This is a genomic window from Methanothermococcus sp. (assembly GCF_015523155.1).
GTDB lineage: Archaea > AGJL01 > Methanococci > Methanococcales > Methanococcaceae > Methanofervidicoccus.
Genome location: NZ_WAKW01000029.1, coordinates 22614 through 45581, shown reverse-complemented (window position 1 = coordinate 45581; position 22968 = coordinate 22614). Strand labels below are relative to the sequence as shown.

Sequence of the window (22968 nt, the reverse complement as noted above, 5' to 3'; positions counted from 1 at the left end):
TAAGTTAGGAACTTTTAATGCTAATGGTTGTGTTCCACCCTTTCTTTTAACTTTGAATACCTTTCCAAATCCTCCTTCTCCTAGTTTTTGTAGGGGGATGTATTTATTTAACAGTTCTTTTGGGAAGTCTGGAATATTGATTATTGGTTCTGTTTTAGGTGTTGTTTTTATTTCCTTTGTTTTAATTTCTTCGGGTTTGGATTTGAATTTTTTAGTTGCTATGACTATTCCTAAAATTAGGAAAATTATTAATAATCCCATTCCTCCAAGGTTATGAGATTATTCTGTTTTTCCAAATTGTCTTTATTTTCAATATAGCTATTTGAATTTGCTGATTGTTGTTCGTTTAGTTTTTCTTCTGCTATCTCTTTGTTATTTTTTGCCAATTCATCGTTTTGAATATTATTGTTTAAAATTTTTTTATTATTAAATAAATAAACATAACCATTATTACCTCCTGCAACTATATACTTCCCATCAGGAGTTATGGAGATAGAATCAATCCAACCCTCTATTATATCGTACTTCCACAACAAATCTCCATTAGTATTGAAAAGACAAATACTGCCATTATGACTCTGACTCTTACAATCATACCCACTTCCAGCAACTATATACTTCCCATCAGATGTAATATGGACTGACCCCACATAACCTCCAGTTTATATTTCCACTCAGGATTGATATCTATACTATCCCCTGCAAAAACTACGCCAACATTTACAAAAATTCCAATTAACAACAATCCAATTATTAAATTTTTCAACTTCAAAATCTTACCTCCTAAAATTTTTAAAAATAAAACTTTTAAAAAATATTTAAATCGAAATATTTAAATTACCCCCCAAATTCCTCCCCCCATTTCTCATACTTCTCAATCTCCGATTTAGTTAAAGGACTCTTTATTTTCTTAAATGCCTCTTCAAAATCATCATCAGTTAATGCCCTAACTTTTAACTTCCTCCTCTTCAACTCCTTATAGGACAAATTAGCCATTTTATATAAATCCTTATTTACATCCCTAATCATGTTCCAAATAGCATCCTGACAGAGATTTTTTAAATCCCTACCAGAATATAATCTCTCCACACACTTATTGGCAATATCATCTAAATTAACATCTAATTTAACCCCTTTTGTGTTAATTTTAATAATTTCCTTTGTGGCATCCTTATCAGGTAAAGGAATATAAATTCTCCTTGAAAACCTTGAAAGCACGGCCTCATCTAAATCCCATGGTGTATTTGTTGCAGAAAGTGTTAATATTAACCTATCGCTCCCCTTATCTTGAAAACCATCCAATTCAGTTAATAAGGTTGATAACATCCTCCTTGATGCCTCACTAACCCCATCACTTCTTTTTGTTGTTAGGGCATCGATTTCATCAATAAATACAATACTTGGATGCATTTCCCTAGCAACATCATATAATGCACTTACAATTTTTGAAGATTCGCCGTAGTATTTACTTGATACGGATGATGCTTTAACATTGAAAAATGTTGCCTCCAAACTTCCAGCACATGCAGAAGCTAATAGCGTTTTACCTGTTCCCGGCGGTCCAAATAATAAAATTCCTTTCCATGGTTGTATTGATGCAGGTTTTTGAAGTGCTGAAATTACTATGGTTTCCATCATAAGTTGTTTTACTTCCTCCAATCCCCCTATATCATCCCACTTCATAGTGGATTTTTGTATTAAATTATTTTTCACAAAATTTTTAAACTTATCAATTTCATCCTCTGCCCCATCCTCCGTGGTGTTTGGTGAGCTCTGTTTATTTGATGATGGTTTTTTTGTAGATTTGGGTTTATTAGCTTTTGATGGATTAACTGCTTCTTCTATGTTGTTTGCTACCATTTCCCATTTTTTTGCCTTTTCTAAATAGCTTTTTTCATTGTATCCATCATATTTTGCTATTTGTCTCAATAATTTGGCACATTCTAATGCCTTTTTTCTAGCAATACTTTCGTTCTTTTTCTCCTTTGCTATTTCATATTCTTTTTTAGCTCTTTTAAATTGACTCATTAATGGACCTGAAAGGTCTATTTCCATAACCATCCCTCCACTCTAAATATAAATATTAAAAATAATTAATTTAAAATAATTAAAAATAATAAATAAAAACGTATTATTCTTCTAATATTTTCTTTAATTCCTTTTCAAAATCGTCTTCTTCTTCCTTCTCCTTTTCCTCGGATATTATTTCCTTTGCATCGTCAATATCCAATTCCCCCTCTTTAACTGCATGTATTGTATTTAAAATATCAGCAATATCCTCATCATGTTCTTCTGATGCCGAGCTCAGCATGTCATCGGTGATACCGAGAGCGTTATTTAGTGTTCCGATAATATTTTCACTGTTTATTTTCATGTTTATTAAGTGATTTTCCAACTCCTGTGGCGACATACTGTTTAATATATTCCATAACGGCGTAGATTTTAAAATCTGCTCATTTTCTTTTATTACTAAAAGATTATCTACGAATCTCATCTGTTTATTTAATAAGCCATGGACATTTTGTAATTGCTTTTTTCTTTGACTGAGAGTTTTTATTTTTGTAGCAATTGTCAATTCTTCACTTTTACTTTTAGAGCTCTTTGCCTTATTAAATAACATTGTGATTTGGTCATCTATTTTTGAGAGCTCATCTTCTAATTTTTTAACTTGAATATCCAATTTTATTTTTGATTCGTTTAGTTTATTTAGTGGCATGTCTAATGGATTTTTATTTTTGGAGAATAATCCTTTTAATTTACTTAACATTTTTATCACCTCAATGTATGAAATTATGATTATGATGATTGTAGAAGTTAGGTTATTGTAGGAGCTCTGTTATATTATTTAATTCAATTGATTGAGTTGGTTTTAGATGGGTTTTATTGCCCACTCAATTCTTCAATAGTTCTTTAATAGAATACCATTTTTTGACGGAAGTAGGTTTAATTATACCGTTTATTACATCATAAAACAGTATTTCATTTTCAACTAAAAATTTGAACTCATTTATAGTTTCTTTTTTAATAATGTCTTCATATTTAACTTTAATATCGTTTTTAAATTTGCCTAAAATTTCATTTATCTTATTTTCGTTTAATTCATCGGGAACATTTGCAATTAGATATAATAATTTATTCTTTTCTATATTTATCCACTGTTTTATGGTCTCTTCCACAGATAAACCCAGTTTTTTATTGTTTACCAATAATGCTATTTCATAAGGTAGGGAAATATAATTTATAGCATAATTTATTTCCTCTTCTGTAAATCCTTCTTCTTTTAGAATATCCCTTACGCACCCTTTTCTTAACCAGTTGATTAGGTAATATTCGGATGTGTTTTCCAATGTGGAATTGCTATATACTTCTTCAATAAACAATGTATCAGATGTTAGACAAATTACATGGCAGAGGTGTCTAACTTTTGTTAAATGAACAAATAGATTGAATAACTCATTTAGTAGAGATTTTCCTTCTTCCCCTCCATGATTGAAGTAGATATTTTTTAACTTCTGCAATTCATCAATTATTAAAATTGGTTTTTTACCTTCTTTGACAGCCTCTTTAATACTTTCTTTTATTTTGGTAAAAACCTCATTTAGAGAGAGATTGTTAAAATCAAAATTTTCCTCAATTCCAAATTTAAATATTTTTAAGTTAATTTCTAATTTGTTTAATAGGTATTTTTTATCCCCCTTCTCGAAAAAAATATTTAAAAACTCATCCTTTGTTGGTGTCGCATACTCCCTTAAATCATAATAAAAGAAAATAATATCATCTCTTTTATTTAGTTCTTCTATAACTTTTAACATAACTGTTGATTTTCCTGATGATTTTGGACCATAAACGAATAATATAGAATTTGGTTCTAATTGGCAGTAGGTTTTTAGATAGTTTAATTCTTTCTCTCTATTGTAGAATTTCATAATTTTCACCGTTTTTTAATTAAAACCAGTTTTATAGATTTAGTCATAAATAACAATATTTGAATAATCTGGTTTAAAAAAATAAAAATTAAATTATTATTGATTCTCCTTCTCTAATCTCTTAAATAATTCTTCATCGTCCTCTTCTTCCTCCCCATCAGCATCCAAATTCAAATTGCTCACAATCTCATCTGCCTCCATACTACCACTTTCAGCCTGCCCCCATGCATCAAATAGTTTTTTCTCTGCACTATCAACTTCCTCATCAAACTCATCAATTCTCATTTCAAAGACCTTATTCAACCCCTCAACAGTTTGGTCAAACTCCTTACCATCAAGTATTATATCACTTAATTTTGACTCCAAGAGCTCCGGTTGTATGCTGTTAATCTTACTCCACATTCCTATATTTTTCAATTCTTTTTCGTATTTTTTAACGATTACTAAATTATTTACAAAATTAAACTGTTTCTGATAAGTTTGGAAGGATTTATACTTTAATCTCATTTCCATTTCAATGCTTTTTATGTCCTGTGCAAGCATTTTTTTAGTTAGTTTATCAGCTCCAATACCTTCCTTAAATAATTGCTTCTTTTGTTTATCCAATGATTTTATATCTTTTTTCACCCTATCCAATTTACTTTTTAATCTAATTTTTTCTCCCTCTAAATCCCTTATTGTTAATTTTTCTATTGGATTTTTTTGGAATTTCCCTTTTATTTTATTCCATAAACTCATTGTTATCACCTATTTTATTTCTTCTTTTATTTTCATAATATTTCCAATTATTTTTTAACAAGAACAAAGCCAACTTCTTTAATATGTTTGGTTTCCCCCTTTCCAGAGGATTCATACTCATAAAATACTTTTTTTGCTACTCTCTCGTCCCCTACTTCATTAATAGCCTCTTCCAGCGTAATATACCCTTTTATAATTATATTCTCATCAATATACTTTTTCAATCTTTCAACCTTCTCTTTATCAAATTCTAAGCTCATCAATGGTGCAAATGCCTTAGCATACTCATCCACTTCATTATAGTATAAATTCCCAGTTTCAACATCAAGAAGGGCAAGAGCTATCTTTTTGGATAAATATCTCATTTTAAAGTCATCAGAATTAACAAATTTAATTACTCCATCCTCAAAACCCGTTGGTGAGGCAATTAACAATACAATTTTATCAAAACTGCCATCTTTCACATTCTCCACCACCTCAATTATTTTACCCAATGATACTGGATAAACATCAAAGCCCATTTTTTTGTAATTGTCAATGTTTGCTAAGAACATCCCCTTTAACATTGCCTCCATCTTTTTACCAAACGGATTAAGTTTTTTCTCCTTTAATACCGCCTTTATCTGTTTATTTTTAGGAAGTTCCACTGAATTGTTTGGATTAAATACCTCTTCAATGGATATTACTTTAAAAGTCTTATTTTCTACATTCACACCCGTTTTCTTCATTTCATCTAATTTTTTATCCAATCGTCCAATAAACCATTCCTCATAGGATAATGCGTTTTCTGTTCTTACAAATCTTGAACCCTCTTTTTTAGCATCCCTTATCCTTTTTAAAAGGTCAGTTAATTTCTCATTTTTCTCTTTTAAATTTGTTTTTTCTGATTCCAAGGATTTTATTTTCTCATTTAACTCATCAATAAGGTCTCTGTAATTATCTTCGATATATTCAATTTCTCTGTTTAGTTTTTCTTTTAGTTCTCTATTTTTCTCCATTTCAATTTCCATTCTTATCTTTTCTTTTTCCCCCTCAAATCTTCTTTTTAGCTCTTCCCTCATTTCCTCAATTTTTGAGAGCCCTATTTCGTTTTCCTTTTTAAATTCCTCTCTTAACCTTCTTTTTTCGGTTCTTACAAAATCACGGAGCTCGTAAATTTCATTTTCAAGTTCGTTAATTTTATTATCAATGCCGGTTATAAAATCACTAAACCAGTCTATTTCTTTCATTGCTCTGAATATAGCTTCATCCATTTTATTTTTGTATTCTTCCCATTTGGTTTTTGCATAATCCCTTATTGGAAGTTTTATTGTGTGGTCTTTTATTATCTCATCGACTTTTTTTCCTATGTTGTTGTAATACTCTTTAAGGAGATTTAGCGTCTTATCTGTGCCGTCTCTATTTGCTTTGCTTATTTCCCTTAAAATGTCTTCTGCTGTCCAGATTTCAAACACATTATACTTTAAAATATATTCTACAAGTTGGAGCTCCTTAAAACTATATCTTTTAATTGCTGGGAATTGTTCGTTATTGTGATAAAAACTAAATGCAAGTGTTGCCAATGCCCATTCAAAGTCTCTTCTTGTGCTGTTGTCAATATCTTTTGAGAATGTTCCACATTCTCCATCTTTGTATTTTTCATAGTTTTCTTTTATCCTATTCCACAAATCCACCCTTTTTTCATAAGGTTCATATATTATATCGTATCCATCACTTAATACCCTGTTTGCTTTCTGTTTTAGTTTTTCCAATTGTTCATAATTCCCCTCTGAAAACAAACTCATAATATCCCCTCAATAAACAATTTCATATCGTTATCAATTCTATTTTTTATTAAATCGACACTTTCACCATAGCCTTCAATTTCAAAGTTTATTATTAGTTTTTCATTATTTTCTTTTAATTTGATTGAAATGGAACAATTCCCTTTTTTTGTATATACTTCGTATTTTTTTGTGTTGTTTATAGAACATTCGTAGCTTGCACCGAGTTTTATCATAAGATATTTTAAAAAACTCTCTATCACCTCTTTTTTATCTGTAATCTCATAGTTTAGTGTAGTTTTTTTTGAAGATATTGTTTTTTTTAATTCTTTGATTTCGTAGATTCTTACCTTCTCTTCTGGATTTCCTTCCAAACGGGACATAATATCTTCTACAAAATCATCTATGTTGTCTATATCTGCAATTATTGCCATCTTTCTTATTTTCTCTATATTTCCCTTATTTGACCATCTTTCGATTAGGTAGTCAATTCTCTTTCTCTCAGCATCTTTGTCATAATCTACCACTATTAAATTGCTCATAATATCACAAAATACAATTTGATTTTTAGATTATATATGATTTTTGGTTTTTTGTAATAATTTTAATTTTATCCATTTTGGATAAATGGATATAATATATTACCAACATTTCAAGTACATATAATACATAATAGTGTTGGTCATATTACACTCTAACCTCTAAGACTTTCATATAAGGATAATCTCTGGTGATGAGGTTATATAATGCTAAAAGAATACTTTTTTACGAATATAACCTTTGATATTAATCCAATACTTATTCATAAAACTTCTTTAATATTAATTGGTGTGCTCTATTTTAACTCTTATCTTAGAAACTTCCGAAGGAAGTTTCTTTTTTTTCTACCTAATCTTCTTGGATTATGTGCTGTTATAGTTTCGTTTTCGTATAATTCCATCGCTTTTTTTAAATCTTTTATCATAACTCGCATCTGCACAGGATTTCTTAGTGCATCCTAATAATAATTTATCAGCTACTTTAATCATGAGTATTTGCTTGGTAAATTCTGCTCTCAATGGTATTCCTAACTTATCTACTTCCTCAGCCTTCATAATATTGTCTTTTTTATAATATTGTAGTTAGTATAGGTTATATATATTTTGACCATACTAATTATTTAATCTTCTTAATCACTGCAAGAGATAAATACTCATTCACCTCATCAAAATTAATTTCATCAATTTTCCCTATTTGAATTTTCTCATTTTCGCAGCATGCTCTGCACACAATACCCACAAGATAATCATTTTTATGTTCTTCATCAAGGAGAGCTCTAAGTTTTTCCCCCAAACTTTTAGTCTTCATAACTACGATGGTATCGAATACTCCCAAATATTTTTCCAAATCCTTCCCCTGCGGAAGTATTACAAGATTTTCATCCCCTTCAACAAGTGGAATATTTAACCTTCCCGCACCTGCAAAAGGTGAAGGTATGCCGTTTATAATCTCAACAGGAATATTATTTTCCTTTAAGTAGTTCCAAACATAAGAAAATGTGCTGTAAAGAGTAGGATCTCCTATCGTAATCACTGCCACCTCCCCATCTGTGTTTTTGATAATATTAAATGCTTCTTCCCAGTGTTTTTTTAAATAATTTAGGTCTTTACTCATAGGGAATAATAATTCCACAATATTTTTATTTTCATCTACAATATTTTTAATAATATCATAGGCAACAGATGTTTTTCCTTTTTTAGATATTGGAACAAAGATAGTATCTACTTTTTTTAATACTTTTACCGCTTTTAAAGTTAATAATTCCTCATCTCCGGGTCCCACCCCTATTCCATAAACTTTACTTACCACTATTTCACCTTTTATTTAAATTTATTTTAATATTTTATTTTAACTTTATTATTTATTTTTTTATTTACATTTTTATTTACTTTTTTCATTATATTGCCTTATTTGATTATTTCAGCTCCTTTATTATTCAACTTTGTAATGATTACATTACCGTATTTTTCAAGAACTCCTTTAACTTTCTTAGTATTCTCTTTATTACATAGTGCTATATATGATGGACCTGTTCCAGACAATCCTGCTGTCAGAGCTCCCATTTCAATTGCTTCTATGGCAATATTAGTTGGGAAGTTAAGAGCAGAAGCATATAAAATTCCATTTAAAAACAATGCATTACAGTAGTTTCCACTTAAACACTCGTTAAATGCCACTTCAACATAGTTTTTTAAGAGTTTCATCCTATTTACATCTACATTTTTATTTAAATTTGGTATAAGCACCAAAACATCTATTTCATCATTTTTTATTCCTTCTTCTTTGAAAATATCTCTTTTAATTATTTTCCTGTTTAGATTGTCTGTAATGGTAATTCCACCATAGTATGACGCCGTAGCATCATCATAAGCTCCGGTAATGGTTAAACCTTCATCAAATGACGATTTTATTGCCAAATCAAGTATAAGTTTATCATCTATTTTTTCGTTCAGAGCTCCGAAGGTTGCCAAAACTACCGCATTTGATGTTGCACTACTACTGCTTAAACCTGATTTTATTGGAATTTCTGTTTCTGTAATGACTTTCGCCGAATAATCCAGCTCAAAATAATCTAAAACATTTTTTACGCATGTTTCTATGAGATTTGTCTTTACATTGGGGTGGTCTTTTACCTTTCCCACTATGTGTTTTTTGCCATCATCCATGAGCTCGACAGTTGCCTTTACCTTTAAATCAATGCCAAATGCGGAACCTTTTCCCGTAGCTATTGCGTTTATAATTGTTCCCGATGCAAGGGATACTGCGGAGGATTTCATATTATTATCACTGTTATACATAATTCCACCAAATATACTTTACTTCACAATTAGTTATTTTATATTGTAGATAGAATATGTAATTATTTTTCTTATTTAATGTAAATTATATATATGGTGTCGTATAAATGGTATATGGTGTTAATGAATTTTAAGAGATAGAATATGTAATGCTAATTCTCTTTTATTATTCTTATTATAATGTTCTAATTATAATATGCAAATACGGAAAAAAAATAAAAAATATTTAGAGGGATAATATGGCAAAGACTAGACAATCAGAAGTAAATATTGGAATGGTTGGACACGTGGATCATGGAAAAACTAGCTTAACAAAACAGCTCACAGGCGTATGGACGGACACACACAGTGAGGAATTAAAAAGAGGTATCTCCATTAGATTGGGATATGCTGACTGCGAGATAAGAAAATGTCCAAAATGTCCAGAGCCTGAGGCATATACTGTAAATCCAGTATGTCCAAGATGCGGTTCAAAAACTAAACTACTTAGAAAGGTATCCTTTGTAGATGCACCGGGACACGAAACCCTTATGGCTACAATGCTTTCAGGAGCCTCATTAATGGACGGTGCAATATTGGTAATTGCAGCAAACGAGGAATGCCCACAACCACAAACAAAGGAGCATTTAATGGCATTGGATGCTTTGGGAATTAAAAATATAATAATTGTCCAGAACAAAATAGACCTTGTGGATGAAGAAAGAGCCAAGGAAAACTACAAACAAATAAAAGAGTTTGTAAAGGGGACCGTTGCAGAAAATGCCCCGATTATTCCGATTTCAGCACACCATGGTGCAAATATTGATGTTCTCTTAAAGGCAATTGAAGACATCATACCAACACCTGAGAGAAATACAGAGCTTCCAGCAAGAATGTATGTTGCAAGAAGTTTTGATATAAACAAACCAGGATGTAGAATAAAGGATCTTAAAGGTGGGGTCATTGGGGGGAGCATTATTCAAGGTGTTCTTGAAGTTGGAAATGAGATTGAAATAAAGCCAGGGTTAAAAATTACAGAGGGAAATAAAACCCATTGGGAGCCGATTATTACAAAGATTACATCCCTTGGAGTTGGAGGTAATAAGGTTAAAAAGGCGTATCCTGGTGGATTGGTGGGGGTTGGAACTGAGCTCGACCCTGCCCTTACAAAATCAGATGCTCTCAGCGGAAGCGTTGCGGGAGAACCTGGAACACTACCTGAAACATTGGATAAAATCACTATAAAAGCACATCTCCTTGAAAGAATCGTTGGTGCAAAAGAGGAATTGATAATCGAGCCATTGAAATCAAATGAGGTATTAATGCTGAATGTGGGGACTGCAACAACAGTTGGTGTGATACTCTCTGCAAGGGATGATATTGCAGATATAAAATTAAAACTCCCAATATGTGCGGATAAAGGGGACAGGGTAGCAATGAGCAGAAGAATAGGTTCAAGATGGAGATTGATTGGATACGGTGTAATTCAGTAAATAATTAAAAATAATTAATAAATTTTAAAATACTTTTTTAATGAATTTTATTTAATATACGTTTTGATGTTATATGATGTTAATATATATTATAAGATTAATAATATTCAATGTAAAATAATGATATTATTTTTTTACAGGTGATTTTATGATTACGGATGTTTTAATAATAGGTGGAGGAGGAGCTGCGGCAAGATGTGCCATAGAGTGTAGCAACAAAAATGTAATCATCGCAGTTAAGGGGCTTTTTGGTAAAAGTGGATGCACAGTTATGGCAGAAGGTGGCTATAATGCAGTATTAAACCCAGAAGATGATTTTAAGAAGCACTTTGAGGATACTATGAAGGGGGGGGGATATATAAATAACCCCAAACTTGTAGAAATTCTTGTAAAAAATGCTCCAAAAGAATTAAAAAACTTGGAAAAATTCGGTTCCATATTCGATAGAAACGACGATGGAACAATAGCTCAAAGACCCTTTGGTGGGCAGAGTTTCAATAGGACATGTTATAGTGGAGATAGGACTGGGCATGAGCTCATGGCAGGTTTGATGGAGTATATAAATAAACTTGAAAAAGTTAAAATTTTAGAAGATACCATGGCAATAAAATTAATAGTAAGGGATGATAGGTGCTATGGAGCTCTGTTTTTAAACATGATTACAGGAGATATTTTCCCAATATATGCAAAATCCACAGTCCTTGCAACAGGAGGGGCTGGGCAGTTATACCCAATTACTTCAAATCCTGTCCAGAAGGTTGGAGATGGTTTTGCAATGGCATATAATGAGGGGGTGGAATTAATAGATATGGAAATGGTGCAGTTCCACCCAACAGGAATGGTTGGAACAGGAGTCCTTGTTACAGAAGCTGTAAGGGGAGAAGGGGGAATTTTATACAACAAAAATAAAGAAAGGTTCATGGTAAATTATGACAAAGATAGGTTAGAGCTCTCCACAAGGGATGTAGTTGCAAAGGCAATATACAATGAAATACAGGAAGGAAGGGGAGTAAATGGGGGAGTTTATTTAGATGTATCTCATCTCGATGATGAAATCATTGAAGAACGACTTGAAACTACATTTAAACAGTTCATGGATATCGGCGTAGATATAAGAAAGGAACCAATGATTGTAGCACCAACTGCACACCATTCAATGGGCGGTGTTAAGATAAATGAAAAATGTGAAACTAATATAAAAGGACTTTTCGCCTGCGGTGAAGTTGCAGGAGGAATACATGGTGCAAACCGACTTGGTGGAAATGCACTTGCTGATACTCAGGTATTTGGAGCAATTGCTGGAAGAAGTGCGGAAGAATTTGCAGAAGAAAGCCAATTTAATTTAAAATATATAAAAGAATATGCAAATAGATTAATAATGGATATTAAGGAGGAACTTGCCAGTAAAATGGATAATGAAAATAATAAAAACGAAAACAAAAACAAAAATAACAATGAAAACAACGCCGATGTATATAATGTATTTGAATTAATAAATTCACTTAAAAGTATTATGTGGGACTATGTTTCAATAGTGAGGAACGAAGAGGGACTAAAAAAGGCACTTTCAGAGATAAATGACTTAAAAAATAAAGCAGAAAATGTAAAAATAAACGGAGTGGTTGAAATTCAAAAATACTTTGAATTGAAAAACATGATTACTGTTGCAGAAATTATTGTAAGATGTGCATTGGAAAGGAAGGAAAGTAGGGGAGCTCACTACCGTTCTGACTATCCAGAAACAAAAGAGGAATGGAAGGGAAATTTAGTTGTATGTAATGATGAGATAAAATTTTTAAAATAATGAAAAAAAGAAATAATAAATAAACAATAAATAATAGGATGATAAAAGAGGGATTTTATGCGGATAGCAGGATTAACCGACTTGCACGGAAGAATTGTGAATTTCAGCAGAGTTTTATTATATAAACCAGATATAGTTATTGTTTCTGGGGATATCACCCATTTTGGAAGGGATTTAAGGATAATTGATTATTTGAAATATATAAAGGAAAATGAAAATGTGCAAGTCTTAACAGTTCCTGGAAACTGCGATAATAGGGAATCCATAAATAAATTAAATGAATATAATATAAACATCGATGGAAAATGCGTCGAAATAAACAACATAAAATTTATAGGAATTGGGGGAAGTAATCCAACACCATTTAACACGCCCAATGAATACACCGAGAAAGAATTATACAAGAAGTTTAAAAATGCGATTAAAGGCATAAAAAAAGAGGACTTGATAAATAATTTTATTTTAGTAACTCATTCACCGCCAAAAAATACCATGGCAGATAGAGTTGGGGAGGATAATGTTGGAAGCGAATCGGTAAGAGAGATTATTGAAGAATACGGTCCATCTTTGGTTATATGTGGGCATATACATGAAAGTAAATGCATTGATAAAATAAATAACAGTTATATTGTTAATCCATCGCAGGAATCATTTTTCATATCCGATGTCTTTGACAAAAATAATAAAGTTAATGTCAAAAATATAGAATTAATTGATTTATAGATTAATTATTAATTTTCATTATTTTCAACAATAATCAAAGCATCACCAACACATCCGCCCTTTCCATCCTCTTTTACAAACAATGGATTTATATCAATTTCTTTTATTTCAGGATATATTTCCATTATTGTCCCTAATCTAACCATAATATCAATTATAAAATCGATATCTCTTTTGGGTCTTCCTCTAATTCCTTCTAAAACTTTATATGATTTCAATTCTTTCAATTTATCCAATGCATAATCCCTTGTAATTGGATGAATACCGAATGAAACATCCTTCAAAACTTCGACAAATACCCCACCTAACCCCACCATTATAACAGGACCGAACACGGCATCTCTTTTTCCCCCAACAATAATTTCAATACCTTCAATATATTCCTCAATTAGGACTCCATCAATAACCCCTTCAATTCCGTTTTTTTCCAAATATATTTTTCCGTTTTCCATGATGGTATTAAATGCTTCTTTAATATCTTTTGGTTTAACTATTACGCATCCAGCATCTGATTTATGCAGAATATCAGGGGAGGATATTTTCATTACAACATCATCTAAATTAGATGCATAATTCTCTGCTTCTTCGGGAGTTTTTGCTAAATATCTTTTTGGAACTTTCATTCCATGTATTTTTAAAAATTCCTTTGAATTATATTCATTAGGATTATTAAGAAGGTTTTTAACAATATCCTTATACTTTTCTTTTATTTTCAATAGTTCGTCTTTTATGCTGTTTAAATATTCACAACTATCTTCTTTTATTTTCATGGTGTTGTATTTGTAGGAGCTCGACAGTGCCTCAATTCCACTTTCAGGAGAAATATATGCAGGAACTCCATTTTTTCTTAAATAGCTTTTTGCTCCTTTGATGGATACCCCTCCAACGAATGATGCCACAATCGGCTTACTTATTCCTTCATTTTTCATTTTATTTTTTGTTTCAACAATCACATCTGCAACTTCCAAGGGCTTTGTCATCTCTTGCGGTGTAAGTATTACAAGCATTCCATCGATATTTTTATCGTTTTTAACGATATTTAATGCGTTTTTATATCTATTAGTATCTGCATCACCAATTAAATCAAGAGGATTTGAAATGGATGATGTTGGTGGAAGGTATTTTTTTAATTCTTCCCGCGTAGATTCTTCAAACTCCCCAATGGTTAAACCATACTTTTTACAGCTATCGGCAGCTATTACTCCAAATCCTCCCGCATTTGTAATAATTCCTATTTTATCACCTTTCATAAGTGGTTGTGTTGAAAATACATGCATTAAATTAACCAATTCTTCAAAGGTTTCCACTGTAAGGACTTTTCCTTTTTTAAATGCAGCATTATATATTTGGGCATCCCCCGCCAAACTTCCAGTATGGGATGATGCTGCCTTAGCTCCTGCTTCTGTTTTTCCACTTTTTAAGGCTATAATTGGTTTAACCTTTGCAAGTCTTTTTGCAGATTCTATAAATTTTTTATCCTTTAATCCTTCAATATAAAATACAACAACCTCCGTAGTATCATCATGAATTAAATATTCCATTAAATCGCTTTCCTGAATGTCAATTTTATTCCCAAGGCTGATTATTTTTGAGAATCCCAAATTTAAAAGGGGTGCTATATCAAGTATGGCTGTTAATATCGCTCCACTTTGGGATATAAATGTTATATTTCCCTCTTTAAAATATTCTTTGCTGAATGAGGCGTTTAATCTGTTGTGCATGTTTATTATCCCTAAACAGTTCGGACCTATTATTCGTATGTTATATTTTTTTGCTATTGTTTTTACTTTCTCTTCGAGCTCGTAATTTCCAACCTCTGAAAAACCTGCGGATATTATCACCGCTCCTTTTATCCCCTTCTTTCCACATTCTTCTAAGGTATTCGGTATAAGTTTTGCAGGTATGGTTATTACCGCTAAATCAATATTATCGGGAACCTCCAATACAGATTTATAGCACTTGATGCCCAGTATTTCGTCGTATTTTGGGTTTATTGGATAAATTTTGTTAGTGGGGTTTTTTCCAAATGCCATTAGATTTTTCATTATGGCGTGCCCCACTTTCCCCTCGGTGCTGGATGCTCCAATTACTGCAATGGATTTTGGATTAAAGATTTTATCAAGCATATTTACCCCCTAATTTTTTTAGTTAAATATTATTTTATAATATATATCTTAATCTTATAAAGTTATATCTTAACTTTAATTTATAAAAATTTTATTTTTTATTTAAAATAAAATATTAAAAATAAAAATTAAAGTGTTTTAAAAATAATAAAATAATTTTTTTTATATTAAGATTATTTTCCACAATTTTCAACAATTTCTTTAATACTGCCTACAACATACACCACCTGTTCCCAAGTTAAACCATAAACACTCATTTTTACTTCTTTTGTGGTTCCTCTCCTTATACCGCCGATTCCTCTTTTCTTCAATTCGTCGTAGAAGAAATAGCCTCTTCTTTTATCTCTCTGTGCTATTTCATCAAGCACTGGGGTTTCAAATTTGATTAAATCATGTTCCTTTGGTTTTACTCCAATTTGTTTAAATCCAATCTCTTCGAGCTTATCCACTACAAACCTTGTTTTCTTAATTTCTTCATCCCAATGTTTAACCCTTTCTACAATGTGCGGGAAGCTCGCCATAAGAGATACTATCGGAGCTCCCCTACTTGTGCATCCAAGCATTTCAACTTCTTTAATAGGGTGGGTTTTTGATGTTCTCAATACCTCCTCTGCAAATTCAGTTCTTATAGCCAATAACCCTATTGGACCAGAAGCCGCCATACTTTTATGTCCCGAACATGCTAAAAAGTCAGCATTTAATTTTTTACCTTTTACAGGCATTCTTCCAACGCTATATGCACAATTCAATAAAAATGGATAACCCCTATCTTTTGCAATTCTTCCTACTTTTTTAGCATCTGCAAGGTTTCCATAGTTTCCATCCACATGTGTAAGGAGTATTAAGCCGATATTTTTCCCTTCATCCTCTAAATTATCGATAACTTCTTTATAGCCTTCGGGATTTATTCTATATGTAGGATAGCCCTCGCTTTTTACCTCTGCATAATTTAATTTCGCCCTTTCCATAGCAACATAGGATGTGTAATGGGCGTTTTCATCAAGAACTACATAATCCCCTTCTTTACATATTGAGTGCATGACAATAAATTTACTTTCCCGAGCTCCGTGTGTTGGTCTTGATATATCCATATCTAAAAATTTTGACATGTCGTTTAAGAATTCGCAGATTGGTGGAGTTTCAACCTTATCAAGTCGCCCTCCACAGTAGTCGCAAACACTGTATCCATCCCAGTATTCATACATTACTTTTTTTGATTCCACTGGAAGAACCCCTCCTCTTTGAATGGGGTTTAAATCAATCATTTCTCTTCCGAGATGTCTTCTAATGTTTCTGTATTTATCAAGATTTATATTTTCCTCCATACAATCACCATTATATTATAATATATAATATACTTTTAATTTATTTATATTAAGATTATTTTAGATTAATATCCAATAGGCATTTTTTAAATCCTATTTCTCTAAATTTCTTATCTATTGTTTTTAATTTATCTATATCCATTTCAAATTTATAAACTTCCTCTTTATTTATTTCAATAATGGCAATACCATAAAAATGCCTTACTCTGAAATAACCCTCAATATTTAAAAATGATGCTAAAAATCTTTCGGCTTTTTCTACCATTTTTAGTTTATCCTTCGTAATGGGCGGATTTAAAACCCGCGTAGCTAAACAAGTATCTTTTTTTGGAATATCGAGATTTAAATATTTTGAAAGGTTGATTATATCATTTTTGGAAAATTTTAGTTCTGCAAGTGGTGATTTTATATTATATTCTTTATATGCCATCATCCCAGGTCTATCTTCAAACAAATCATCATAGTTTGTTCCATCCACGATGATTATGTCATCATCAATTGCATCGTTGCTTAATTTATTTTTTTCTTTTAGGAGCTCCTCCGCCATGAACTTTTTACAGTAGTAGCACCTATTTTTTAAATCGTTATTTATTTTAGATATTATATTTTCACTATCCATATAATTTAATGTTATGACTTTATGATTTATATTATGTTTTTTAGCTCGTTCTATTACATTATTTACGGCATCCTCTGAAAAAAAGCCGTTATTTAGTGTAATGGCAAGAGTGTATTTTGCGTTATCGGAGCTCACCTTGGCTACCAATGAACTATCTATGCCACCGGAATAAGACACTATCACTTTTTTTCCTTTAAAATAATCTTTTAATTTTTGGTATTTTTCCATTAACATTTAAATCCCATATCATTTATCATTTTTATATCGTCATCAATATTTCTTCCCTTAGTAGTTAAGTAGTCTCCAACCATAAGTCCATCAAGGGATAAAAGAGCCAAACTCTGCAAATCATTTAAATTATATTCCCTTCCACCGCAGAGCCGTATCTCTCTATCTGGTAAGTATATTTTTGCTATTGCTAAGGACTTTAATGCCTCAATTGGTGTAATTCTTTTTATTTTATTTTCCACAATTAAGTTATATATTTTTGTTCCCTCCATCGGATGGATAATGTTTAAAGCTATGCCATCTACATTAAGGTTTCTCAATTCCTCAAACATCTTAATTCTGTCTTTGAAAGTTTCTCCAAGTCCAAATATTCCCCCACTACAAACCTCCAATCCCAATTTTTTGGCAGTTTTTATTGTTTTTATTTTGTCATCGTATTTATGTGTGGTGCATATATTATCAAAATAATCCCTCGAAGTTTCCAGATTGTTATGTATTCTAACATTTAATTCTTTTAATTCTTTTAATCTGTCTTTATCGAGAATCCCCAATGAAGCACAGACCTTTAAATTTGTTTTTTCTTTTATTTCCTTTATTGTATCGATTATTTTTTCAAATTCGTCATCATTTACAGTTTTTCCACTTACAACTATTGAAAGCCTGTGGCTGTATTTTTCTATGTATTTTGCATATTTTAAAATCTCTTCCTTGGGTTTTAAGTCATAAATATTGATATTTACCTTATTATATATGGACTGAGAACAAAACGCACAGTTTTCAGGACATCTTCCAGATTTTGCATTTATTATGGAACATAAATCGATTTTATTGGTATTACTATTGGTACTATTATTAGTATTTTTGCTATCATCATCATTGCCGTATTTTTTATTGTTATAATATTTTTTAACGGAATATGCTATATAAAGCAAATCATAAACATCATAGTCCCAAAGTTCGATGGCATCTTTATATGTTATTTCGTTTCTAATAGATTTTTCATAAAATTGTAGGAGCTCCATGGTATCACTAAAATGAGTATATAAAAATTATAATAAAAATAGCAAATATGATAAATATATAGTATATATGGCATATAATGAATATAATGTATAAATATAATGTATAAATAGAATATATAAAATAAAAAAATATAAAAATTAAACCTATGCACCGTATTTTTTGGATAACCCCATCAAATCAAGCAGTATTGGTAATATATATTTACCTCTTATCCAGCATAACCCTCCTTTATATGTGGAAAACTCGTCGAATTTTTCCACATCATCAACCCTTACACTTTTACCCCATATTAATATAGGAATTGGGTCTGCTGAGTGGTCTTTTTCCTCTATCGGTGTAGAGTGGTCTCCGGTCAATACTATATAAACCTCGTTTTTATCGATATTATCAAGTATATATTTAAACATTTCATCTACTTTTTCAATCACTTTCTTTTTGAGTTCGTAGTTTCCGTCATGTGAGGCTTCATCTGCACCTTTCACATTGATTAATATAAAGTCATAGGTTTTAAGTCCATTCACAATAGCCCTTGCCTTATTCATGAAGTTTGTTTCAGGCGTTCCAGTAGCTCCTTCAACATCTATGTAATCCAATTTTACCATTTTTGCAATACCTTTTATAAGACCAGTTCCTGCAATACATGCTCCTTTTAATCCATATTTTTCACTGAATGGCTGAATAGTTGGAACCTTTCCAACACCCCTTGGCAATATAATATTTGCAGGAGGAAGTCCATTTTTCCTTCTTTCTTCATTTACTGGATGGTTATTTAATTTTTCATAAGATATTTTTATTATTTTATTTACTATATCAGCGGTTCTTTTTGCCTCTTCTGAATCATCCAGAGGTTTTATTTCTGGAACCTTTAATCCTTCGTGGTGTGGGTCTCCTTCGGTTATTTTATCGCTTAATTTGTCTCCCCTTAAAACAAGTGCTGCCCTATATCCACCTGATTGTTTGAAGATTACCTTAACTCCATCAACTTCAATACCATCAATTGCTTTTTCGAGCTCTTCCGTGTTTTTTATCCTTCCAGCTCTTCTGTCGATTACGACAAAATTTTCATCAACGGTGGCAAAATTACATCTAAATGCTATATCCCCAGGTTGCACATCAATGCCTACACCCGATGCTTCAAAAGGCCCTCTTCCAGTGTAGTTTTCATGAGGGTCATATCCCAATATAGCCAAATGTGCAGTATCGCTTCCGGGTCTAACTCCAACATCAACGGCATTCATTATACCACAAATACCTTCTTTTGCCATTCTGTCTAGTGTAGGCGTATTAGCTTCTTTTAAAGGCGTATTTCCCTCAGCATTTGGTCTATCACCTACTCCATCAATAATAAAAATAATAGATTTCACTATATCACCACTACTTTTTTATGAGATATAATTTTTAAATTATTAAAATCTTTTGGTTAATAGTAAAATTGACTTTAATATTTCTATTAATGTGTAAATTTACATTTAATTCACTAAAAGGGATTAATAATAAAAATATTTGCAATTGATAAGAATAAGTATGAAAATAAGAAAATTAAAAAAGAAATCAAAAAAGAAATTAATGAACCTAATCCCATAAGGGTTCTTAGGTTCAGCACTTAGCATTTTCCGCCCATACCTTTAATGGCAAGATATTTCCCATAAAACATTGATTTTTTTAATACAATATTGACTTCATTGAGGAATTGTTTTGCCAATTTGTCAAGGTATATCTTAAATTCCCCATTGTAAATTAGTTCATCACTTTCATTTGGGGATTTTATATCTATTCCAAATTTAGGTCCGCCTCATCCAAATCCTTCGAAGTATATTACCAAGGAATCAGCGTTTGCTTTTTTAATCTTTTCTTTTATAAATTCCATGGCATCTTCGGAAATGCTCACAGGTATCATAAAATATCACCATCTTTAAATAGGTAAAAATATTCAATAATATATAGCATTATACTATTAGATTTTATAATATATAAATGTTGTGTCATAATTATGAACATATGTGTATTTAAATTTTCTTATGGCATAAAGTATATTATATACAGTATATAAAAAATATATATAATAACGACATAAATTAACCAATAATTATAAAAAATATGGGAAAAGAAGATAAAAAGGCATAGTCATATATGTTAAAAAATAAAAATTTAAATTAATTTAGTTATCTTTTCCATAACTATATATTATAATTTATAAAAAATTGGAGGGATATATATGCAAATGGTTCCAGCATCAGGATATGATAGGGCAATTACTGTATTCAGCCCAGAAGGAAGACTTTATCAGGTAGAATATGCTAGAGAGGCTGTTAGGAGAGGTACCACAGCAATAGGTATTAAATGTAAAGATGGAGTTATTTTAGCAGTAGACAGGAGAATAACAAGCAGATTAATAGAGGTATGCTCCATAGAGAAAATATTTCAAATAGATGATCACATAATGGCGGCAACTTCTGGACTTGTAGCTGATGCAAGGGTTTTAATTGATAGGGCAAGAGTTGAAGCTCAGATAAACAAAATAACTTATGGAGAACCTGTAACAGTTGAGGCTCTTGCAAAAAAAATTTGCGACATTAAACAGGCATACACACAACACGGTGGGGCTCGACCATTTGGTATTTCCCTATTAATTGCAGGTATTGATAGACACAGTTCAAGACTATTTGAAACAGACCCAAGTGGGGCGTTGGTTGAGTATAAGGCAACGGCAATAGGCTCTGGAAGACCAGCTGCAATGGAAATCCTTGAAGAAAAATATAATGAAGATTTAACGATTGAAGGGGCTCTTGAACTTGCAATATATACATTGAGTAAAATTACAGGGGGAGAATTAAAACCAGAAAATGTAGATATGGCAGTGATTAAATCAGAAGAAAAAATTGTAAAAAAATTACCATTTAAAGAAATTGAAATGCATGTAAAAAAAGCATTAGATGATTTAAAGGCGGAAGAAGAAAGCGAAGAAGAATTAAATAAAAATAGTAAAAATGAATAATATAAAAAATAATAATAAAAATTTTTTTTATTTTTTAAGTTTTATTTTTAACAATATCTATTCATCGAAAGGTATATAAATAAAAAAAGGGATATTATGGTGTCGTTGGAAAAGGCTGTAATTGCACGGCTTCAATCCCATGGGGAAAAATTTGAAATATTGGTGGACCCTTATTTAGCTGCTAAATTAAAAGAAGGTCAGCCAATAGATATTTCTGACATACTGGCGGCTGAGGCGGTTTATAAAGATTCTGGAAAAGGAGAAAAAGCTTCAGAAGAATTGCTGGAAAAAGTTTTTGGAACAACAGATATTCATGAAATAGCCAAAAAAATTATATTAAAAGGCAATGTTCAACTTACCGCCCAGCAGAGAAAAGAGATGAAAGAACAGAAGAGAAAACAAATCGTTTCTTTAATTGCAAGAAACACTATAAACCCTCAAACTGACACCCCTCATCCTCCAAAAAGAATCGAAAATGCATTGGAGGAGATACGGGCAAACATTGATATTTATAAAAGTGCCGAAGAGCAAATTCCTAACATTATTAAAGACCTTAAAAGAATATTACCAATTAAATTTGAAAAAAGGGAAATTGCAGTCAGAATACCGCCAGAATATGCTGCTTCAGCTTACCATTCACTCCATGAATATGGAACAATAAAACAGGAGGAATGGCAGTCCGATGGTTCTTTGGTATTTGTTATTGAAATCCCAAGTGGAATTGAAAATGAATTCTACGGATATTTAAACAAAGTTACAAAGGGCAATGTTCAAACTAAACTCTTAAAAAGATTTTAATAAAATAAATAATTAATAGCGGTTTGAAAATTATAAAATATATTATAAAATATATATCATAAATTACATAAAAAAATAAAAATGGTGATAAAAATGACGGAATTTAGCCACACAAAAAAGATAGGTTCAGCAGGAAGATTCGGACCAAGATACGGTAGAAAAATTAGAGTTAGAGTTAGAGATGTTGAAATAAAACAGAAAAAGGATTATAAATGTCCCGTTTGTGGATTCCCGAAATTAAAAAGAGTAGGCACTTCCATATGGCTGTGTAAGAAATGCGGTGCTAAAATAGCTGGTGGAGCATACACACCAGAAACAGGTGCTGGTAAGGTAGTGGCAAAGGCTATAAGAAGAGTTATTGAGAGTAAGAACAGAGAAATCTAATTATTTAATTTTTTAATTTTATTTAATTCATTAGTTATTTTTTATTTTGGTGAGATTATGGCAGAATATAGATGCTCAAATTGTGGCAAAATAATAACCCAGGAAGAATTAGGTTTAAAGGCAAAATGTCCTTATTGCAGTAATAAAATTTTGATAAAATTAAGACCAAGAGTGGTCAAAAAAGTAAAAGCAAGATAATTAGGCAAA

24 protein-coding genes and 1 pseudogene are annotated in these 22968 nt (G+C 31.3%); 7 read left to right on the top strand and 18 right to left on the bottom strand.

Translation table 11 applies throughout. The annotated features are described in order from the left end of the window. The 12 genes and pseudogenes from F7B34_RS03520 to F7B34_RS03465 form a co-directional block, all read right to left on the bottom strand. Positions 1-261: pseudogene (locus F7B34_RS03520) on the bottom strand (serine/threonine protein kinase); the annotation flags it as partial. Then, entirely contained in the window at positions 249-650 is a 402-nt protein-coding gene (locus F7B34_RS03515; protein ID WP_292460412.1) for a WD40 repeat domain-containing protein, read from the bottom strand. The gene F7B34_RS03515 and the pseudogene F7B34_RS03520, both read right to left, overlap by 13 nt. Then, entirely contained in the window at positions 611-772 is a 162-nt protein-coding gene (locus tag F7B34_RS03510) for a hypothetical protein (protein WP_292460411.1), read from the bottom strand. Before F7B34_RS03510 ends, F7B34_RS03515 begins: the two co-directional genes overlap by 40 nt. Positions 773-837: 65 nt before the next feature. Continuing rightward, complete coding sequence (locus tag F7B34_RS03505) at positions 838-2055, bottom strand: 26S protease regulatory subunit (RefSeq protein ID WP_367116339.1); 1218 nt, start codon at positions 2053-2055, stop codon at positions 838-840. Between the two features lie 76 nt (positions 2056-2131). After that, on the bottom strand, positions 2132-2767 hold the full coding sequence (locus F7B34_RS03500) for a hypothetical protein (RefSeq protein WP_292460409.1): 636 nt from the start codon (positions 2765-2767) through the stop codon (positions 2132-2134). 124 nt (positions 2768-2891) lie between these two features. Beyond that, on the bottom strand, positions 2892-3926 hold the full coding sequence (locus F7B34_RS03495) for an ATP-binding protein (RefSeq protein ID WP_292460408.1): 1035 nt from the start codon (positions 3924-3926) through the stop codon (positions 2892-2894). Between the two features lie 96 nt (positions 3927-4022). Beyond that, positions 4023-4664 (bottom strand): chromosome assembly protein, encoded by a 642-nt coding sequence (locus F7B34_RS03490; protein ID WP_292460407.1) that lies wholly within the window; start codon positions 4662-4664, stop codon positions 4023-4025. A gap of 47 nt (positions 4665-4711) precedes the next feature. After that, a complete protein-coding gene (locus tag F7B34_RS03485) occupies positions 4712-6448 on the bottom strand; it encodes a hypothetical protein (RefSeq protein WP_292460406.1) in 1737 nt (578 codons plus the stop codon). Beyond that, positions 6445-6969, bottom strand: coding sequence for a hypothetical protein (locus tag F7B34_RS03480; RefSeq protein ID WP_292460405.1), 525 nt, complete (start codon positions 6967-6969; stop codon positions 6445-6447). The genes F7B34_RS03485 and F7B34_RS03480 overlap by 4 nt, the downstream gene beginning before the upstream one ends. Before the next feature lie 360 nt (positions 6970-7329). After that, positions 7330-7521, bottom strand: a complete 192-nt coding sequence (locus F7B34_RS03475) for a hypothetical protein (protein ID WP_292460404.1) — start codon at positions 7519-7521, stop codon at positions 7330-7332. A gap of 61 nt (positions 7522-7582) precedes the next feature. Next, positions 7583-8275, bottom strand: coding sequence for a precorrin-2 C(20)-methyltransferase (gene cobI, locus F7B34_RS03470; RefSeq protein ID WP_292460402.1), 693 nt, complete (start codon positions 8273-8275; stop codon positions 7583-7585). Positions 8276-8373: 98 nt separating this feature from the next. Beyond that, complete coding sequence (locus F7B34_RS03465) at positions 8374-9243, bottom strand: shikimate kinase (RefSeq protein WP_292460416.1); 870 nt, start codon at positions 9241-9243, stop codon at positions 8374-8376. 260 nt (positions 9244-9503) lie between these two features. Between F7B34_RS03465 and F7B34_RS03460 the strand changes: the two genes are divergently transcribed. The 3 genes from F7B34_RS03460 to F7B34_RS03450 all read left to right on the top strand — a co-directional run bounded on the left by F7B34_RS03460 (position 9504) and on the right by F7B34_RS03450 (position 13263). Beyond that, on the top strand, positions 9504-10736 hold the full coding sequence (locus F7B34_RS03460) for a translation initiation factor IF-2 subunit gamma (protein ID WP_292460401.1): 1233 nt from the start codon (positions 9504-9506) through the stop codon (positions 10734-10736). A 148-nt stretch (positions 10737-10884) separates the two neighbouring features. After that, positions 10885-12540 carry a fumarate reductase (CoM/CoB) subunit TfrA gene (gene tfrA / locus F7B34_RS03455; protein WP_292460400.1) on the top strand — a complete coding sequence of 552 codons (1656 nt, stop codon included), beginning with the start codon at positions 10885-10887 and terminating at the stop codon, positions 12538-12540. A 57-nt stretch (positions 12541-12597) separates the two neighbouring features. Next, positions 12598-13263 carry a metallophosphoesterase gene (locus F7B34_RS03450; RefSeq protein WP_292460399.1) on the top strand — a complete coding sequence of 222 codons (666 nt, stop codon included), beginning with the start codon at positions 12598-12600 and terminating at the stop codon, positions 13261-13263. 8 nt (positions 13264-13271) lie between these two features. Here F7B34_RS03450 and acs read toward each other — a convergent pair whose 3' ends face one another. The 6 genes from acs to F7B34_RS03420 form a co-directional block, all read right to left on the bottom strand. After that, positions 13272-15389, bottom strand: a complete 2118-nt coding sequence (gene acs / locus F7B34_RS03445) for an acetate--CoA ligase alpha subunit (RefSeq protein WP_292460398.1) — start codon at positions 15387-15389, stop codon at positions 13272-13274. Positions 15390-15562: 173 nt separating this feature from the next. After that, positions 15563-16714, bottom strand: a complete 1152-nt coding sequence (gene pscS, locus F7B34_RS03440; protein WP_292460397.1) for an O-phospho-L-seryl-tRNA:Cys-tRNA synthase — start codon at positions 16712-16714, stop codon at positions 15563-15565. A 55-nt stretch (positions 16715-16769) separates the two neighbouring features. Further along, complete coding sequence (larE, locus tag F7B34_RS03435) at positions 16770-17567, bottom strand: ATP-dependent sacrificial sulfur transferase LarE (RefSeq protein ID WP_292460396.1); 798 nt, start codon at positions 17565-17567, stop codon at positions 16770-16772. Beyond that, positions 17561-18583, bottom strand: a complete 1023-nt coding sequence (bioB, locus tag F7B34_RS03430) for a biotin synthase BioB (RefSeq protein WP_292460394.1) — start codon at positions 18581-18583, stop codon at positions 17561-17563. The genes larE and bioB overlap by 7 nt, the downstream gene beginning before the upstream one ends. A gap of 144 nt (positions 18584-18727) precedes the next feature. Then, positions 18728-19948 (bottom strand): 2,3-bisphosphoglycerate-independent phosphoglycerate mutase, encoded by a 1221-nt coding sequence (locus F7B34_RS03425; RefSeq protein WP_292460393.1) that lies wholly within the window; start codon positions 19946-19948, stop codon positions 18728-18730. A gap of 239 nt (positions 19949-20187) precedes the next feature. After that, positions 20188-20481 (bottom strand): HesB-like protein, encoded by a 294-nt coding sequence (locus F7B34_RS03420; RefSeq protein WP_292460392.1) that lies wholly within the window; start codon positions 20479-20481, stop codon positions 20188-20190. Between the two features lie 318 nt (positions 20482-20799). On the opposite strand from F7B34_RS03420, the gene psmA reads away from it, so the two are divergent. The 4 genes from psmA (at position 20800) to F7B34_RS03400 (ending at position 22959) form a co-directional block, all read left to right on the top strand. Then, entirely contained in the window at positions 20800-21579 is a 780-nt protein-coding gene (gene psmA / locus F7B34_RS03415; RefSeq protein ID WP_292460391.1) for an archaeal proteasome endopeptidase complex subunit alpha, read from the top strand. Between the two features lie 96 nt (positions 21580-21675). Continuing rightward, the gene (locus tag F7B34_RS03410) at positions 21676-22377 is read left to right on the top strand and encodes a ribosome assembly factor SBDS (protein ID WP_292460389.1); all 702 of its coding nucleotides are present in this window, start codon (positions 21676-21678) and stop codon (positions 22375-22377) included. A 93-nt stretch (positions 22378-22470) separates the two neighbouring features. Next, entirely contained in the window at positions 22471-22761 is a 291-nt protein-coding gene (gene rpl37A / locus F7B34_RS03405) for a 50S ribosomal protein L37Ae (protein ID WP_292460388.1), read from the top strand. A 57-nt stretch (positions 22762-22818) separates the two neighbouring features. Further along, positions 22819-22959: a DNA-directed RNA polymerase subunit P gene (locus tag F7B34_RS03400; protein WP_292460387.1), complete on the top strand. Its 141-nt coding sequence runs from the start codon at positions 22819-22821 to the stop codon at positions 22957-22959. Positions 22960-22968: the final 9 nt, after the last annotated feature.

What these genes read in the sequence shown, in the direction of transcription:
- F7B34_RS03450 (WP_292460399.1), top strand. Translation starts at nt 12,598, where the DNA reads ATGCGGATAGCAGGATTAACCGACTTGCACGGAAGAATTGTGAATTTC.
- F7B34_RS03480 (WP_292460405.1), bottom strand. Translation starts at nt 6,969, where the DNA reads ATGAGCAATTTAATAGTGGTAGATTATGACAAAGATGCTGAGAGAAAG.
- F7B34_RS03400 (WP_292460387.1), top strand. Translation starts at nt 22,819, where the DNA reads ATGGCAGAATATAGATGCTCAAATTGTGGCAAAATAATAACCCAGGAA.
- F7B34_RS03485 (WP_292460406.1), bottom strand. Translation starts at nt 6,448, where the DNA reads ATGAGTTTGTTTTCAGAGGGGAATTATGAACAATTGGAAAAACTAAAA.
- acs (WP_292460398.1), bottom strand. Translation starts at nt 15,389, where the DNA reads ATGCTTGATAAAATCTTTAATCCAAAATCCATTGCAGTAATTGGAGCA.
- F7B34_RS03410 (WP_292460389.1), top strand. Translation starts at nt 21,676, where the DNA reads ATGGTGTCGTTGGAAAAGGCTGTAATTGCACGGCTTCAATCCCATGGG.
- F7B34_RS03505 (WP_367116339.1), bottom strand. Translation starts at nt 2,055, where the DNA reads ATGGAAATAGACCTTTCAGGTCCATTAATGAGTCAATTTAAAAGAGCT.
- F7B34_RS03500 (WP_292460409.1), bottom strand. Translation starts at nt 2,767, where the DNA reads ATGTTAAGTAAATTAAAAGGATTATTCTCCAAAAATAAAAATCCATTA.
- larE (WP_292460396.1), bottom strand. Translation starts at nt 17,567, where the DNA reads ATGTTAATGGAAAAATACCAAAAATTAAAAGATTATTTTAAAGGAAAA.
- F7B34_RS03475 (WP_292460404.1), bottom strand. Translation starts at nt 7,521, where the DNA reads ATGAAGGCTGAGGAAGTAGATAAGTTAGGAATACCATTGAGAGCAGAA.
- pscS (WP_292460397.1), bottom strand. Translation starts at nt 16,714, where the DNA reads ATGGAGGAAAATATAAATCTTGATAAATACAGAAACATTAGAAGACAT.
- rpl37A (WP_292460388.1), top strand. Translation starts at nt 22,471, where the DNA reads ATGACGGAATTTAGCCACACAAAAAAGATAGGTTCAGCAGGAAGATTC.
- F7B34_RS03490 (WP_292460407.1), bottom strand. Translation starts at nt 4,664, where the DNA reads ATGAGTTTATGGAATAAAATAAAAGGGAAATTCCAAAAAAATCCAATA.
- tfrA (WP_292460400.1), top strand. Translation starts at nt 10,885, where the DNA reads ATGATTACGGATGTTTTAATAATAGGTGGAGGAGGAGCTGCGGCAAGA.
- bioB (WP_292460394.1), bottom strand. Translation starts at nt 18,583, where the DNA reads ATGGAGCTCCTACAATTTTATGAAAAATCTATTAGAAACGAAATAACA.
- F7B34_RS03460 (WP_292460401.1), top strand. Translation starts at nt 9,504, where the DNA reads ATGGCAAAGACTAGACAATCAGAAGTAAATATTGGAATGGTTGGACAC.
- F7B34_RS03495 (WP_292460408.1), bottom strand. Translation starts at nt 3,926, where the DNA reads ATGAAATTCTACAATAGAGAGAAAGAATTAAACTATCTAAAAACCTAC.
- F7B34_RS03465 (WP_292460416.1), bottom strand. Translation starts at nt 9,243, where the DNA reads ATGAAATCCTCCGCAGTATCCCTTGCATCGGGAACAATTATAAACGCA.
- psmA (WP_292460391.1), top strand. Translation starts at nt 20,800, where the DNA reads ATGCAAATGGTTCCAGCATCAGGATATGATAGGGCAATTACTGTATTC.